General features: G+C 73.2%; 9 protein-coding genes. All 9 read right to left on the minus strand.

Annotation, left to right across the window (positions count from 1 at the left end; genetic code table 11):
- Window positions 1-29: 29 nt before the first annotated feature.
- The gene (locus tag AC07AB_RS05615) at window positions 30-917 is read right to left on the minus strand and encodes a TIGR03621 family F420-dependent LLM class oxidoreductase (RefSeq protein ID WP_478560506.1); all 888 of its coding nucleotides are present in this window, start codon (window positions 915-917) and stop codon (window positions 30-32) included.
- Entirely contained in the window at window positions 914-4,003 is a 3,090-nt protein-coding gene (locus AC07AB_RS05620) for a condensation domain-containing protein (RefSeq protein ID WP_478560509.1), read from the minus strand. Before AC07AB_RS05620 ends, AC07AB_RS05615 begins: the two co-directional genes overlap by 4 nt.
- Window positions 4,004-4,024: 21 nt before the next feature.
- The gene (locus AC07AB_RS05625; protein ID WP_478560512.1) at window positions 4,025-5,650 is read right to left on the minus strand and encodes an amino acid adenylation domain-containing protein; all 1,626 of its coding nucleotides are present in this window, start codon (window positions 5,648-5,650) and stop codon (window positions 4,025-4,027) included.
- Between the two features lie 66 nt (window positions 5,651-5,716).
- On the minus strand, window positions 5,717-5,905 hold the full coding sequence (locus AC07AB_RS05630; RefSeq protein ID WP_478560515.1) for an MbtH family protein: 189 nt from the start codon (window positions 5,903-5,905) through the stop codon (window positions 5,717-5,719).
- Window positions 5,892-6,749 (minus strand): thioesterase II family protein, encoded by an 858-nt coding sequence (locus AC07AB_RS05635; protein ID WP_478560518.1) that lies wholly within the window; start codon window positions 6,747-6,749, stop codon window positions 5,892-5,894. The genes AC07AB_RS05630 and AC07AB_RS05635 overlap by 14 nt, the downstream gene beginning before the upstream one ends.
- Window positions 6,746-10,177 (minus strand): amino acid adenylation domain-containing protein, encoded by a 3,432-nt coding sequence (locus tag AC07AB_RS05640; RefSeq protein WP_478560521.1) that lies wholly within the window; start codon window positions 10,175-10,177, stop codon window positions 6,746-6,748. Before AC07AB_RS05640 ends, AC07AB_RS05635 begins: the two co-directional genes overlap by 4 nt.
- The gene (locus AC07AB_RS05645; protein WP_478560524.1) at window positions 10,174-12,921 is read right to left on the minus strand and encodes a type I polyketide synthase; all 2,748 of its coding nucleotides are present in this window, start codon (window positions 12,919-12,921) and stop codon (window positions 10,174-10,176) included. Before AC07AB_RS05645 ends, AC07AB_RS05640 begins: the two co-directional genes overlap by 4 nt.
- Window positions 12,918-16,370: a non-ribosomal peptide synthetase gene (locus AC07AB_RS05650; protein WP_478560527.1), complete on the minus strand. Its 3,453-nt coding sequence runs from the start codon at window positions 16,368-16,370 to the stop codon at window positions 12,918-12,920. The genes AC07AB_RS05645 and AC07AB_RS05650 overlap by 4 nt, the downstream gene beginning before the upstream one ends.
- Window positions 16,367-16,723 (minus strand): phosphopantetheine-binding protein, encoded by a 357-nt coding sequence (locus AC07AB_RS05655; protein ID WP_478560529.1) that lies wholly within the window; start codon window positions 16,721-16,723, stop codon window positions 16,367-16,369. Before AC07AB_RS05655 ends, AC07AB_RS05650 begins: the two co-directional genes overlap by 4 nt.
- Window positions 16,724-16,740 lie beyond the last annotated feature (17 nt).

The following is a 16,740-nucleotide window of genomic DNA, read 5'->3' on the forward strand; positions in this document are numbered from 1 at the left end:
CGCCGCCCGGAAACTCGCTGTCCAAAAACTCACCGTCCGGTGAGTGACTCGATGACCGGTGTGAACTCCGTCATGGCCGACTCGTGCACACTGACGTAAGAGAAGCCGTAGCGCTCCCGCCGTTCCAGCAGCTGTTCCGCCATCTCCGCGACCGTTCCGATCAGCACCGTGGGCGCGTCCGCGGCCTGCTCGGCCGTCAGGTGCGGCATCCGGCGGCTCAGCGTCTCCGCCGCCTCCCGCCGCCGGTCCGTCACGACCACCGCCTGGATGAGAATGTTGCGCTCGATCCCGGCGGCCCGGTCACCGGCGACCGCCTCGAAGTGGGCGACCCGCTCAGCGACCGTGTCCGCGTCAAGGAGCTGCAAGGTGCCGCGCGTCGCGCCGCGTTTGAGCACGGCGCCGGTGAACGCGACGATGTCGGCGTGGCGCGCGGCCAGCCCCAGCACCCGGTCGCCGTTGCCGCCGATGAGAATGGGGGGCCGGGACGGGGGCTGGGTGTCCCCCAACTCTCGGGGGTGGTCCAGCAGCCGGGTCAGTTCGGCGGCCGTCCGCTCCAATCCGTCCACCCGGCTGCCGGCGGTGCCCCACTCCACACCGGCCTTGTCGAACTCCGAGCGCACGTATCCCGTACCCAGACCCACTTCGAGCCGCCGGTCGGTGAGCCGATCGGTTGTCATGACCTCGCGAGTCAGCAGAACCGGGTTCCAGAAAGCGCTGTTGAGTACGAAAGTTGAAACTCGCACGCTTTCCGTCACCGCCGCCGCGGCGACCAGCGCGGGGAACGGGGCCTGCACCCCGAGATGGTCCGGAACGGTGAGGACGTCGAATCCGAGCGACTCCGCGGCACGGCACTTGTCCGTCCACTCCTGATGGCCGGTGGCTGAATTCAGATTGACGCCGAACCGAAATTTTCTCATGAGTTCACTCCGTTCCTTCCGGACGGCCCGTCCGCCTCCTGGCCGAATACCGATTCCGGCAGCAGCGTCCGGAAATGGTTGAGGATTGCAGAAAGGCCGTCCGCCAGCCGTCCGGCGGCGTCGGCGCCGACCCGGTCGCCGCGGTAGGCCAGGGAGCCGCGCAGGGCGGCGTCCCGTTCCGCGAAGGTGATGGTCACAGGGAATTTACTGGTCTCCGTACGCCGCGCGACGAAATCCACGGGGGTCATCCGGGCGTCACCGAGCCGCCCCGACCAGTTGGTCAGGCTGACGCTGTTGAGGAGAACGTCGGCGTAGGGCGTGTGCCCGGGAGACCGTCTCGGCGCGAGGCCGCGCACCACGTCCTCGAACGGAGCCGCGCGGTGCTCGAAGGCATCGATGATCTCTTCCCGCAGCACGCGCAGCAGCTCGGCGAACGTCGTCCCCGGAGCGCACCGGGAGCGCAGCACCAGCGTGTTCAGGCACGGCCCGATGACGTCCTGGAACGCGGACGGCCCCCGATGGGCCACCGGGATCCCGAAGGTGAGGTCCGTGAGCCCGGTCCAGCGGTGCAGCGCCGCGGCGACCGCGGTCGCCTGGATCATGAAGGCCGAGACCTTCTCCGCACGCTGTACGGGCAGTAGCTCGCGCACGATCCCAGGCTCCAGGCTCAGCCCGAGGTTCCCCAACGACTCTTCACGCAGTGGGGCGTTGACCCCGAGAGAACTCGGAGCTCCCTTCAACTGGCGGCACCAGTAAGCGACATCGTCAGCCGCCCCCGCCTCCTGGTTCTCGACCGCCACCAGGTCGCGGTACTGGTTCCGGGGCGGCGGCGGACCCGCGTCCGGGTCCGCCGGCGCGTAGCAGCGCTCCAACTCCCGTACGAGTATGGGCACCGACTCCCCGTCGAGCACGAGATGGTGGACGCACAGGGAGAACACGTGGCGCCGTGGTGCGACGGTGAACAGCGCGGCGCGCAGCAGGCGTCCGTCCGCCGGGACCAGAGTGGCCGCGGCCCCGTCCGCCCACGCGCCGAGCCGCGCCTCCCGCTCGGGGCCGGTCAGCCCGGTGAGGTCGGCCCGCTCGACCTCGGGGATCCACGGTGGCATCACCTCCTGGAACAGCCGGCCGTCACGGTCCAGGAAGCGGGTGCGCAGAATGTCGTGGCGGCCGATCACCGCCGCGAGTGCGTCGCGCAGCGCCCGCGCGTCCAACTCCCCCTCCACCTCCCAAGACAGCGGCACGTGGTACGTCGCGTGGACCGGGTCCAGGCGCTGGGCGAGCCAGATGCTCTCCTGGAATCCGGAGGCCGCGAAGGCGCCGCCAGGCTCCGGGCGCGCCGGGGCGGCGTCGGCCGGGGCGGGCGGCGCGTCGGCCGTCGCGCGGTCGATGACGCCCACCAGTTCGCCGAAGCCGGGGTGGGTGAAGAGGTCGCGGATCGACAGATCGACGCCGAAGCGCCTGCCGACCCGGGTCAGCAGCGTGGTCGCGAGCAAGGAGTGTCCGCCCAGCTCGAAGAAGGAGTCCTCGACCGAGGCCACCGGCACGCCCAGCACGCTCTGCCAGATCGTGGCGAGCCCGACGGCGGTGGGCGAGGTGAGCCCGCGGGTCGCCGCGGGCGAGGGCGCCGGGGCGGTGTCCGACGCCTGATGCCCGTCTCCGTGAGCCCGTACCGGCGGAGCCGCCACGGCCGCGGTCTCCGCGGGCGGCACGCTGACGGCGGGCAGCAGCGCCAGGCCCTCCTCGACGGTGCGGTGCGGGGCCGCGATCATGTCCGCCACGACGGCCAGGTGGTCCCGGGCCAGCGAGGCGAGCAGTTCCGGGCCGAGGGAGCCGTCGGGGTCCTTCCACAGCATGCGGCTGCCATGGCTGTCCTCCGCCAGCAGGACGGTGAGCCGGTAGTCCGGCACGTCCATGAGGTCCAGGAGCCTCAGCTCGCACGGCGCGTCGCCGCCGTCGAACCGCAACCGCCCCACGTCGGGCCCGCCGCGCCCAGCGCCGTCCTCGGCGTGCCCGAACCGCACGTATTGGAGGACGACTTGGTGCGTACGGTCGCGGTCCGCCGGACCGGTCAGCTCCGCCGCCCGGAGGATCGCGGGCAGCGGCAGGTCTCCGTGGCCGGACCCGGCGCGTACCTGCTCCCGCAGATCGCGGGCCAACTCCGCGTAGGTGCGCGAGCCGTCGATCCGCTGCCGGAACGGCAGGACGTTGACAAAGAAGCCGACGCGTCCGTCGAGGGCGGGGTCCGACCGCCCGTGGTAGGGCGCCGACGCGATCAGGTCGTCGGAGCCGGTGTGGCGGTGCAGCGTCAGGAAGAGCGCGGCGAACATGACGGTGAACGAGGTGACGCCCAGTTCGCGCGCCAATGCCCGTACCTGTTGCGGCAGTTGTGGATCGATGGGCTGCGGCAGCTGCCGGTAGCCGTCGGGCTCGGCCCGTACGGGCAGTGGTCGGGCCGGTGCGTCGCCGCTCAGGGCCGTGTGCCAGTAGTCCCGCAGCGGCCGGCCTCCGGCGCCGAGGGCCATTTCCCACGAGCGCTGGGCGTGGGCGACGTACGGGCCGAGGGCGTCCGGCTCGCCGAGCCGCTCTCCGCCGTAGGCCCTGCATAGCTCGTCGAGGAGCGGGGGGATCGAGGTGCCGTCCAGGACCAGGTGGTGGACGGTGAGCAGCAGCAGGGTGTAGTCCGGCCCGTGCAGCACTTCCGCCCGCGCCAGCGGCCCCCGGTTCAGGTCGAAGGGGGCTCGGGCCGCCACGATGGCGTCGTAGCGCCCGGCCGTCACCGTACGGACGGTGACGGGGACGGGGTCCGCGCCGGCCCAGGTCAGGCGGGTTCCGGTGCGGGTCTCGGCGACGCGGCCCCGCAGCATGGGGTGACGTCGCGTCAGTTCCGTGATGGCCGCTCGCAGACGCTTCGCGTCCAGGTCGCCGCTCACGTCCAGGGCCAGCGGGATGATGTGCTCCCACCGCTGGGGGTCGCGCTGCCAGGAGACCCACATGGCCTCCTGTACGGCGGACAGCGGGAGTTCGTCCCGCGGCGCGGCCCACCCGGTGGCCGGGCCGTGCGGCCGGTCGTCGGTCGTGTCAGCCATGGGTCGTCCTCCAGGCGTGGGTCATGACGCTTGCGCGGTGAGCGCGCGCTTGTCGGTCTTGCCCGACGGGGTCAGCGGCAGTGCGGGCACCCGCACGAAACGGCGGGGCACCATGTGGGCGGGCAGCGACGCCTTGGCGCGGGCCGTGAGCCGTTCGGCCAGTTCGTCCCGCCCGCCGTCGCCGTCATCGGCGCCGGGGGCCGGAGCGTAGAAGGCGGTGAGCATGTGTTCGCCGATGCGGCTGGTCACCGGCAGGACCACGAGGTCCTGTACGCCCTCGGTGCCGTGCAGCGCGCTCTCGATCTCGCCGGTCTCGATCCGGTAGCCGTTGATCTTCACCTGGTCGTCGGCCCGGCCCGCGAACTCCCAAGTGCCGTCCGGCAGGGCCACGGCCAGGTCGCCGCTGCGGTAGTAGCGCCGGGGCTCCCCGGTGCCCGCGAGGTCGAGAAGGGGGTACCGCTCGTCGGTCAGCTCCGGCCGTCCGAGATACCCGATGGCCAACTGGTCGCCCGCCAGGCAGAGTTCACCTATGCGTCCGGTCGGAGTACGGCCGCCCCACTCGTCGAGCAGCACCACCTCGAAGCCGTCGAGCGGGCGGCCGATGTTCAGCTCCGGGTCCGGGGTGACGCCGGCCGGCGCCGACGCGCCCGTCGGAGCCGATACGCCGCGGGCCCCGTCCCGCAGCGCGTCGATCTCGCTCTCGGGCAGCCGCCGCCAGGTGGCGAACACCGTGGTCTCGGTGATGCCGTACATGTTGAAGAACTCGGCCCCCGTGCCGTGCACACGGCGCCAGGCGCGTACCGCTTCGAGATCGACCGCCTCGCCGCCGAAGAGGACGTACCGCAGCGGCAGATCCGGCACGCTGCCCGTCTCCTCCGCTCGGGCCACCGCCGACCGCGAGAGGTAGCGGAAGACCGAGGGCACCTGGTTGAGGACGGTGACGCGCTCGGCGACGACGAGGTCGAGCATGGCGTCGGGCGAGCGGGCGGTCTCGGTCGGCACCACGACCAGCCGGGCGCCGTGGGCGAGCGCGCCCCACATCTCCCATACGGAGAAGTCGAAGCACGGGGAGTGGAACAGCGTCCACACATCATCGCCGCGCAGGTCGAACACCCGGTCGCAGGCGTCGAGCAGCGCCGTGACGTTGCGGTGGGAGACCATGACGCCCTTGGGGTCGCCGCTCGACCCCGATGTGTAGATCACGTAGGCCGGTGCGTCCGGAGCCACCGCCGCCTGCGCGGCAGGGGGCTCCGGGGCCTGCCGGGAGGCGTCCTCGACGTCGATGACGGTGGCGTCCGGCAGCACCGCGGAGGCGTCCTGGTCCGCCACCACCAGATCGAGGGACGCGTCGTGCGCCATGTACCGCACCCGCTCCGGCGGGTACGCCGGGTCCAGCGGTACGTACGCACAGCCGGCCTTCAGGACCGCGATCGCCGCGGCCACCACGTTGTTCCCGCGCCGCAGATACAGGCCCACTCGGGCGCCCGGGTCGGGTGCGTGCCGAGTGATGGCGGAGGCCAACCGGTTGGCCCGATCCTCCAGTTGGCGATATGTCAGGGATTCCCGACCGTCCGTCACGGCCTGTGCGTCGGGGGTGCGCGCGGCCTGTTCCTCGAATATCCGGTGCAGGGTGAGCTGGGCGAACACGTGCTGCCTTCCTCCTCGTTACGGCTCGATACGCTGGTTCGGCGCCGCCTCGCGGGCGGGCGGGCGCTATGGGCGCAGGCTCAGGGGCCGCAGATCGGTCCACGCGACGGTGATGTGGGACAGGCACTCGCTCTTGGAGCCCGTCACGCCCACGGGCTCCCAGCCGTCGGGGGCCGCGCGGTCCTCGGGCCAGATGGAGTACTGGTCCTCGTGGTTGCGGACCACGGTGTATCGGCGGTCGTCATCCTCGAACATGGGAAACGCGGTCCTCTCTGCTGAGCCGGGCGCCGGGGGCGGCGCCGGATTCCGGCCGTGCGGGTGGTTCGGGCCATGCGAGCTCTTCGGACCGTTCGCAACCGGCGAGGGCGAGCAGCGTGCCCCGCATCCGCGACAGCATCGCGGCACCCTCGGGTGCGGTGAGGAAGAAGTGGTCGCCGGGCAGTTGCTGATGAGTGAAGTCGCCGGTGGTGAGCGGCCGCCAGGCGGCCAGTTCGGCCTCGGACACGATGGCGTCGGCCGTGCCGCCGAACGCGTTGACCGGGATGGCCAGGGGCGGCCGCTCGCGGTATGCGTAGGTGTGGTCGAGTTCGAAGTCGGCGCGCAGGGCGGGGAGCGCCAGCGCTCTGATCTCCGGACGGGCCAGCACCCCCGGTGAGGTGCCGCCGAGCTGATCGATGAAGGCGAGCAGGTCGTGGTCCGTCAGGTCGTGCACGGACACGCGGGCGTTCCCCAGGTGGGGGGCCTTGTGCGCGGCCACCGTCAGGGCGGCCGGGCGGCCGGGCAGATCCCGCAGGCGGGCGGCCACCTCGTACGCGATGAGGGCACCGAGGCTGTGGCCGAAGAGGACCAGGGGTCGGTCGCATTCGGCGCGCACCACCTCGGCCAGCGCGTCGGCCAGGGGGTCCATGTGCCGGTACGGCGCCTCTCGCAACCGGCCGCCACGGCCTGGCAGTTGGACGGCGCAGACCTCCACTTCCGCGGGGAACGCCGTCGACCACGGGTAGTACATGGACGCCGAGCTGCCCGCCCCCGGCAGGCACACCAGGCGCACCTTCGCGTCGGGGCGCGGCGGGAAGCGCAGCAGCCAGGGGCTCTTCACCGGGCCTCCCGGGGTTCGGGCGGTGCGGAGTGCGTCACCGCTGACTGCCTTACGTGGTCGGCGAGTTCGCTGATGGTGGGGTGGTGGAAGACATCGCTGACGCGCAGGGATATCCCGGCTTCGCGGGCCCGGTGCACCAGCTGGATGCTCTTGAGGGAGTCACCGCCGACGGCGAAGAAGTCCTCGTTGACGTCGCTCTGCGGGCGGCCCAGCACCCGCGCCCAGATGTCGGCGAATGTCCGCTCGGTATCGTCCCTGGGGCCCACCCGGTCGTGCGCGGGGGCCGCGGCGGGGGCGGGCAGGGCCGCGCGGTCGACTTTGCCGCTCGCGTTGAGCGGCAGCGCGGGCAGGACCATGAGGTGGGCCGGGACCATGTAGCCGGGGAGGCGGTCGCGCAGATCGGCGCGCAGAGCGGTGACGAAGGCGTCGTCGTCACCGGTGGCGGAGACATCGCCGATGACGGAGGCACCGCCAGTGGCGGAGACATCGCCGCTGGTGGAGACAGTACCGGCGGTGGAGACAGCACCATCACCGGTGGCGCCCGCCGGCTCCGGAACCCGCCGCCCGGCCCCCTGCCGTACGAGGTAGGCGACGAGTTCGGTTCCGGCGGCATCGGCAGCGGCCGGGGAAGTGGCGATCACGACCGCCTCCCGTACGCCCGGGAGGGCGCGCAGCACGTTCTCGATCTCACCGGGCTCGACCCGTACGCCCCGAACCTTGACCTGGTGGTCGTTGCGGCCGAGGAAGTCCAGGCTCCCGTCGGCCCGCCAGCGCACCAGATCGCCCGTACGGTACAGCCGCGCGCCCGGGACCGAGGCATGCGGGTGCGGCACAAACCGGTCGGCGGTCAGAGCCGGCTGGCCCAGATAGCCGCGGGCGAGCACCTCACCGCCCAGGTACAGCTCACCGGGCACGCCCACCGGCACCGGCCGCAACTCACCGTCGAGCACATATGTCTCGGCCCCCGCGACGGGCCGCCCGATGGGTACCCGTACCTCCTCGGCGAGCATCGCGTCGTCGGCCGTCGTCGCGCACTCCCACTCGGTCACCTCGACCGACGCCTCCGTCGGCCCGTACGCGTTGTACAGCCGTGCCGGGAGGCGGGCGAGGACGCGGTCGTGCGTCGTACGAGGCAGTTCCTGGCCGCTGCACAGCACCCGCCGCAGCGACGCGCACCGGTCGAGGCCGGGCTCTTCGAGGAACGCTTCCAGCAGCGGCGGCACGAAGTGCGCGGTGGTCACCCGCTCCCGTTCGATCACCTCGACGAGGTACGCGGGGTCGCGGTGCCCGCCCGGCGCGGCCACGACGAGGGCGGCGCCCGTCGTCAGCGGCCACAGCAGCTCCGTGACGGAGACGTCGAAGGTGCAGGGCGTCTTGTGCAGCACCCGGTCCGAGGGGTCCAGACCGTGGGTGGCCTGGATGGAACGGACCCGGTTGGCGAGGCCCCGGTGCGGTACGCCCACCGCTTTCGGCGTGCCCGTGGAGCCGGAGGTGTGGATGACATAGGCGAGGTGGTCGGGCCCGACCTGGCCTGCCGCCATGGGCGCCGCATCCCGCGGCCCCTCCGCCCAGGGGAAGGCGTCCACGGCCGTGACGGGCACCCCTGCGTCGGCGAGCAGCGGGGCGAGTTCGCCGGTGGCGAGGAGGTGCGCCGCGCCGACCGCGCGCAGCATCCGTACGAGCCGGGCGGGCGGGTCCTCGGGGGACAGCGGCAGATAGGCGCTCCCGGCGGCGAGTACCGCCAGCGCGGACGTCACCAGGCCGGGGCCGCGCGGCAGGCAGACGGCGACCGGGGCGTCCGCACCCGCGCCGCTCCCTACTAGATGGCGCGCCAACTGTCCTGCCCTGCCCGCTAGTTGGTCATAGCTCAGCCGTTCCCCCTCGAAGAGGACAGCGGTGGCGTCGGGGGTGCGCCGCGCCTGCCGGTCGATCGCCTCGTGCACCGGGCCGTCCCAGGGGTACGCGGCCGGCCCCCGGCTCCACCGGCCGAGAAGGAGATCCGCCTCTTCCTCGTCCGTCAGGGAGAACCGGGACAGCGGCGTACTCGGGTCGTCCAGGGCGGTGCGCAGAACGTGGCGGTACTGCCGGGCGAGGCGCCGCACGGCCGCGGCGTCGAACAGCTCGGTGCGGTAGCGGAAGAAGCAGTCCGCGCCGTTGTCGTGCGGCCGGATCTCCAGCCATAGGTCCGTGAAGGTCGTCCGCGGAATGACCGGGAAGACGTCCACGTCCAGACCGGCCAGATCGGGCATGGTCAGCGGCTGCTGTACCGCGAACATCGCCTGGAACAGCGGGTCGTGGCTCCGTTCGCGCTCCGGCCCCAGCTCCGTGACGATCCGCTCCAACGGAACGTCCTGACGGGGAAAGGCGTCCAGCGCGCTGCGGCGGACCCGGCGCAGCACCTCTTCGAACGCGGGGTCGCCGGTCAAGTCGACGCGAAGCGGCAGGGTGTTGACGAACATGCCGATCAGCGGGGCGAGTTCGGATCGCCCGCGCCCGGCGCTGGGGCTGCCGATGACCAGGTCCTCGGTGCCCGACAGCCGGGAGAGCTGGAGGGCGAACACCGACAGCAGCACCATGAACGGCGTGGCCTTGTGCCGTTGCGCGGTGGCCCGTACCGCCTGCCAGGTCTCTTGACTGAGCGTCATGGTGTGCGACGTGCCGTCGAAGCCCTGCACGGCGGGTCGCGGGTAGGTGGTGGGGATCTCCAGCAGCGCGGGCGCGTCGGCCAGTCGGGTACGCCAGTGGTCGAGGGCCTTCTCAGCTTCGGGCCCGGCGAGTTCGCGCTGCTGACGGGCCGCGTAGTCGCCGAACTGGAGCGGCAGCGGTGCCAAGGAGGGCTCGCGCCCGGCCGTACGGGCCGCGTACAGCTCGGACAGCTCCTCGAAGAGGCGGGCCATGGACCAGCCGTCGCAGATGGTGTGGTGGCAGATGACGGCCAGGGCGTGGTCCCGCTCGCCCAGGCGCACCAGCAGGGTCTTGACGAGCGGCCCCCGAGCGAGGTCGAAGACGTGCTCGGTCTCCGTCTCGATGAGGGCCCGGGCGCGTTCCGCACGCCCGGTCTCGGGTTCCCGCGTCAGGTCGGTGACGGGGAGCGGGATGGTGAGGCTGGGCGCGACGTACTGGTGGGGCTCCCCCGCGTCGTCGGCCCGGAACACGGTGCGCAGCGCCTCGTGCCGGTCCACGATGCGGTTCAGGGCCCAGTGCAGCGCCGGCAGGTCGAGCGTCCCGCGCAGCCGCAGGGCCGCCACCAGGTTGTAGGCGCTGTTGCCCGCGTCGAGCTGGTCCAGGAACCACAGCCGCCGCTGGGCGAAGGACGCCGGGAGGAGCTTGTACGTCCGTGCCGCGTCGGCGAGTTCGGCGGGTTCAGCCGGTTCGACGGATTCCGCGGGCTCGGCGGGCTCCGCCGGGAGGGTGGCCTGGTCGATCATGCGAGCCCCCCGGTTTCGGCGCCGCCGTCGGCCTTCGCCACCGCGTCGGCGGCGGCCCGCAGGTCCTCGACGGCGCGGGCGAGGCCGGCGACCGTCGGAGTCTCGAACACGTCCTCCAGTGGCAGCGCCACCCCGAAGGCGTTCTCGATGAGGGAGACGAGTTCGACGGCCGCGAGAGAGTCCCCGCCGTGCTCGAAGAAGTCCGGGTCGGTGACGTCCTCCGCGACGCCGAGGACCTGCCGGAAGAGGACGAGCAGGGCCGCGTCCACATCCACCGGTCCGTCCGCCACGGGCTCGTCGGCGGGCGCGGCCGGGGTGGTGTCCGCCCCGGTGACGGGCTCGGGCCGCACCAGGTGGGACCGGCGCTCGAAGGGGTAGGTGGGCAGCGGCACCCGGCGCCGGTCCGAGCCGTCGTGGAGGCGGTCCCAGGCGATCGCCGCCCCATCGCGCCACGCCCGCCCCACGGCGTCGAGCAGAGCGGCGAGCGCATCGCCGCCCGGCTGCCGCGGCCCGATCTCCACGAGGAGCCGGCCGGTACCGTCCGCCGCCGAGTCGCTCTCAGTCCGCGGCGCGCTCCCGTCCAGGAGGCCCGCCCAGAAGTCGGGGTCGGCCGCTTCCCGCGGCGTCACCGGCAGCTCCGAGGCGGGGTGTGTCCAGCCGGTCGACGGGGTCCGCCACTGGGCCGATTCGACCGCGTCGCGTAGGGCGGTCCCGCCCCGCGCCGCCGACACGGCGATGGTCAGCGCGTCGGTGAGCGGCAGCGCTCCGGCCACGCTCGCGGCGACCGGCGCGCCCACGCCGTGCCCCGTTACGGTCGCGGGGACGACACCCCAGTCCATGAGGGTGCGGGCGAGCGCGTACTCGACGGTGAAGCCGGTCGCGTACTCCAGTTCCGGGGACGGCGCGGGGTCGGGCTCGGTGTCCGTACGGGGCGTCAGCAGTCGCCGCACGTCGGGGCCGAGGGACGCGGGCAGCGCTTGGCAGCACGCGTCGACCGCGTCCCGGAAGGCCGGGTACGCCGCGTGCAGCGGGCGGGCGTCACGGGCGTACCGTGCGCCGCCGCCCGGGAAGGAGAAGACGGTCGGCGACTCTGCGGCTCCCTCGCTCTGTACGGCGCCGTCGTGTCGTACGGCCGGAGCCGACAGCGCCGCGACGGCCTCCGCGTGGTCCAGGCAGACGACGTGGCGGCGGTGCTCAAAGGTGTGCCGGCCCACCTGGAGGGTCCGGGCGACGGCGGCCAGCGGCAGCTCCGGCCGGCGCCGCAGGTGGTCGGCCAGCCGTTCGGCCATGGTGTCCAGCGCGGCGGGAGTGCGGGCCGACAGCACCAGCAACTGCGCTGCGGGAGAGGGGAGTTGCACGGGCGGCGCGGGGGCCGGGGCTTCCTCCAGCACCACATGGGCGTTGGTGCCGCCGATGCCGAAGGAGCTGACGCCGGCCCGCCGCGGAAGCCGGGTCGTCTCCCACTTGCGGGTGCGGGTGTTGACGCTGAAGGGGGTGGTCTCGAAGCCGATGGCGGGGTTCGGCGCGGTGAAGTGCAGGGTGGCCGGGAGCGTACGGTCCTCCAGCGCCAGCGCGGCCTTGATGAGGCTCGCCACTCCGGCGGCGGTGTCGGTGTGCCCGATGTTCGTCTTGACCGAGCCCAGGCCCACGGTCCCGTCGGCGGCCGTCTCGTCCTCGGCGTACCCGTCGCGGAACGCCTGGGCCAGCGCGGTGACCTCGATGGGGTCCCCGACCGGGGTGCCCGTGCCGTGCGCCTCGACGTAGGAGATGTCGCCGGGGTACACGTCGGCGGCGATGTGCGCCCGGCGGATGACCTCCGCCTGGCCGCGTACACCGGGGGCGGTGTAGCCCGCGCGCTCGCGCCCGTCGTTGTTGACGGCGGAGCCGCGGAGCACCGCGTGCACGTGGTCGCCGTCCTCGACCGCGTCCCGCAGCCGGCGCAGGACGACGATCCCGGCGCCGTCCCCGGCCACGATGCCCCGCGCGTCGGCGGAGAACGTACGGCAGTAGCCGTCGGGCGACATGGTGCCGCCCTCCCGGTGCCAGTAGCCGGACAGCGGGGCCCGCAGGGTGACCCCGCCGGCCAGCGCCGTGTCGCACTCCCCCGCCAGCAGCGCCCGGCTCGCCTCGTGGACCGCGACCAGGGAGGTCGAGCACGCCGTCATGACCGCCACGCTGGGGCCGGTGAGGCCGAGCAGGTACGACACGCGGGTGCACAGATGCTCGGGGTCGTTGGCGAGGCTGAGGGTGAGGTCGTCCACGCCGGGGAAGCGGTCAGGTCGGGACCGTACGACCGAGGCGTAGCCGTTGCGGCCCGCTCCCGCGAACAGCCCCGTGGTGCCCGGGACCGCGCGCGGGTCGTACCCGGCCCGTTCCAGCGCCTCCCACGCGCACTCCAGGAAGATCCGGTGCTGGGGGTTGAGCAGGGCGGCGTCACGGGCGGTGATGCCGAAGAAGTCCGCGTCGAAGTCGCCGATGTTCTCCACGACGCCGTGCCGGCGCACGTAGCGCGGGTCCTTGATCCGCTCGGGGTCCTCGCCCCACTCCGCCAGTTCCGCGTCGGTCAGGGTCCGTACGCCGTCGACGCCGTTCACGACGTTGTGCCAGTACTCCTCCGGGGTGACGGCTCCGGGGAAGCGGCAGGCCATGCCGACGACGGCGATGTGGGTGTCGTCGTCCTCGGCGAGGTGGTTACCGGCGTCGGCGTTCTCGTAGGCGTTCTCGTTGATGTGCTCGGCGGTCACTGTCGTTCTGCCCTTCCGTGGGAGGTCCGTGCCCGCATGGCCGTCAGCCGGGCCGCGCCGCGGCGGCGCCCGGCTGTGCGCCCCTCGCCGCCGGTGCGGTCCGGGGCCGGGGCCTCGGCGCCGGTCAGCTGCCGGGCGAGGGCGGCGATGGTCGGGTACGCGTAGAGGTCGGCGATCCGCACGGGTCCGCCCAGTTCCTTGGCGAGCCGGTCGCGGACCGATGCCAGCAGCAGCGAATGGCCGCCTACGTCGAAGAAGTTGTCGTCGGCCCCGAAGGACTCGTGGCCGAGCGCCGCCGCCCATACGGCGCTGATCCGGCGCTCCAGCGGCGCCTCGGCGCGGCGGCGGGCGGCGGGTGGTGCGGCGAGTTCCAGGGCGTCCTGGGGCAGCGCCGTACGGTCGATCTTGCCGTTGGGGGTGAGCGGCAGCGTCGGCAGGGCGAGGTATCTGCGCGGGTGCATGTAGCGGGGCAGATGCCGTGCCATGTGGTCGTGCAGACCGGCGAGTTGAGGGGCGGTCGAGTCGTCGGCGGACACCAGGTAGGCGACGAGTTCGGTTCCGGCGGCGCTGTCCGGGGAGGCGGCCGTGATGGCTGGGGCCGTGGTTTCGGTGGCGGCCGGGGAGGTGGCCGTGGTGTCGGTGGCGGCCGTGGCGGCCGGGGAGGTGGCGATCACGGCCGCTTCCCGTACGCCCGGGTGGGCGCGCAGCACGTTCTCGATCTCGCCCAGTTCGATGCGTACGCCCCGGATCTTGACCTGGTGGTCGTTGCGGCCGAGGAAGTCGAGACTCCCGTCGGCCCGCCAGCGCACCAGATCGCCCGTACGGTACAGGCGCGCGCCCGGGACCGGCGCGTACGGGTGCGGCACAAACCGGTCGGCGGTCAGAGCCGGCTGGCCCAGATAGCCGCGGGCCAGGCCCGCGCCGCCCAGGTACAGCTCACCGGGCACGCCCACCGGCACCGGCCGCAGCTCGGCGTCGAACACGTACGCCTCGGCTCCGGTGATCGGCCGCCCGATGCCGGGTAGCGCTCCGCGCGCCTCGCCCTCCGGCGTGACCGTCCCCGATGTGGCGACGACCGTGTTCTCCGTGGGGCCGTAGTTGTTGACGAGTCGGAAGGGCAGCTCATGTCCGCCCGTTCCGTGCAGCCGGTCGCCGCCGGTGTGCACCGACCGCAGTGCCGATCCGGCGGGCCACGGGGTGCCGATCATCCGCTCCAGGAGGGGGGTCGGCAGAAAGGCGCTGGTGACCTGGCGTTCGGCCAGCCAGGAGCGCAGCGCGGACGGGTCCGGCACGGTCTCGGCGTCGGGCACCTCCAGGGTGGCGCCGGCGGTCAGGGCCGACCAGATCTCCCAGACGGAGGCGTCGAATCCGGGGGCGGCGATGAGGGTGCCGCGGTCGCCGGGCGCGAGGCCGAATTCCTCGTGGTGCCAGGTGACCAGGTTGGCGAGCGCGCGGTGCTCGACCATGACGCCCTTGGGGCGGCCGGTCGAACCGGAGGTGTACATGACGTACGCGAGATCGCCGGGCCCGGCCTCCGGAGCCGGGGGCGCCGGTGCCCCCCGAGCGGGGAGGGAGTCAAGCGTACGGACGCTCGTACCGTCGAGAGACCCGGCATGCTCGGCGTCGGTCAGGGCGAGCAGCGGACGCGCCTCGTCGAGGATCGCGTTCAGCCGGGAGGCGGGGTGTGCGGGGTCGAGGGAGACATAGGCGGCACCGCACTTGAGGACGGCCAGCTGCGCGGTCACCAACTCCGCGCCGCGCGGCAGGCAGACCGCCACGAGGGCGCCCGGCCCCGCGCCCGCCGCTCGCAGCCCGGCCGCGGCCTCGTCGGCGGCGCGGTCGAGCCCGGCGTAGGTGAGGCGGCCCTCCGCGGTCCGTACGGCGACGGCGTCCGGGTGAGCGCGGGCCTGGCGTTCGAAGAGCCGGTCGACGCGCTCCCCCGCGGGTTCGCGCGCGCACTCCGCGGCGCCGGACCACTCGGTGATCAGCGTCCGTTCCTCGTCCGTTCCCAGCACGGGCAATTGCCCGATGGGGGTCTCCGGCGCGGCGAGGGCCGCGGCCAGCAGGCGGACGTACCGCCGACCGGTCAACTCGGCGCTGCGGCCGTCGAAGACGTCCGTCTGGTAGCCCACCCACCCCTCGGCGCCCTGCCGGTGCCACGCCAGGTGCAGCGCCATCTCGTACTTGGCGGTCTCCGTCGGCAGCGGCAGCGCGGAGCAGTCGAGCCCAGGGAGGAGCGCGCCCGCTTCGGGCAGGTCCTCGTAGGTGACCACGGTCTGGAAGAGCGGGTGCCGGGCGGTCGAGCGGTCCGGCTGCAGCTCTTCGACGAGCAGTTGGAAGGGCAGGTCCTGGTACTCGTGACCGGCGAGGAAGGTGTCGCGCACCTGCTGTACGAGCGTGCCGAAGGGGGTCTCTGGTGCGCAGCGGACGCGCAGCGGGAGCATGTTCACGAACAGCCCGACGGTGCCTTCGACCTCCAGCTCCGTGCGGCCGCTCACCGGTACGCCGATGACCAGGTCGGTTGTCGAGGCCAGCCGGGACAGCAGGACCGCGTAGGCGGCCAGCAGGGTGATGAACCGGGTGCCGCGGTAGCGGGAGGCGACGGCTTCGAGCTGCTGCCCGAGCCGAGGCGGGATGGCGAAGGGCCGGCTGTCGCCGTCGAAGCTCTGCGCCGGAGGGTGCGGCCGGTCGGTGGGCAGGGGCAACTTGAGCTGTGCGCCGTCGAGTTCGGCGCGCCAGTAGTCCAGCGCCTCGCGGCTGCGCGGCCCGTCCAGGAGCCGGCGCTCGGCGGCCACGTACTCCCGGTACGAGCGCGCGGGCTCGGGGAGCGGGTCGGCGTCGCCGCTCGACGCGGCCCGGTACAGGGCGGACAGCTCCTGGTCGAGGATGCCGAGGGACCAGCCGTCGACCACGATGTGGTGGAAGGCGAGGACCAGCGCGTGGTCGTCGTCGGCGAGCCGGATCAGGTCCGCCCGGAAGACCGGGCCGTTCGCCAGGTCGAAGGGGGCGAGGGCGGCGCGGGCCACGGCCTCGCCCATGGCGGCTTCGCGTGCCGCGGCCCCGCTCGCGGCCTCGCCCGCGGTCTCTTCGCGAGCCACGGTCCCTTCGCGAGCCACGGCCTCGTCGCGGGCCATGCCCTCTTCGCGGCTCGCAGCCTCTTCCCAGGCCGCCGCGGGCGACCGGCTCAGGTCGGTCAGGGTCAGCGGCACCCTGCCCTGCGGGGCGATCCGCAGGGCAGGCGCGCCGTCCACGGTCGGGAAGGTGGCGCGCAGCACGTCGTGCCGTTCGACCAGCCGGTCGAGGGCCCGCTGGAGGGCGGGTACGTCCAGCGGGCCGCGCAGCCGCGTGGCGCGCGGCACGTTGTACTCGTTGCCGTCCGGCCTCAACTGCCAGAGGAACCACAGCCGTTGCTGAGCGGAGGAGAGCGCCGAGAGCGCGCCCGCGCTCATGTGGACGCGCCCTTCTCGGGTACGAGCGCGGCGGGGGCTTGTGCCTCGGGCCCCCGCTGCCGCGTCACCGAGGCGGAGGCTTGGGTGTCGGCTCCCCGCCGCCGCGTCACGAAGTCGGTGAGGTCGTCGACGGTGGGTCGCTCGAAGAAGTCGGCCATCGGGACCTCGACGCCCAGCGTGCGCGAGATGCGGGCGATCGCCTGCGACGCCGTCAGCGAGTGTCCGCCGAGCTCGAAGAAGTTGTCGCTGTCGCCGAGCTCTTCGAGGCGGAGGACCTCTTTCCAGATTCGGCCGATCGTGTCGCGCACGTCGTCGCGTGAGATGTGCCGCGTTGGCTCGGCCTCGGAAACCATGATTACAAGACCCCTTC

The sequence above is a fragment of the Streptomyces sp. NPDC044033 genome, assembly GCF_056434425.1.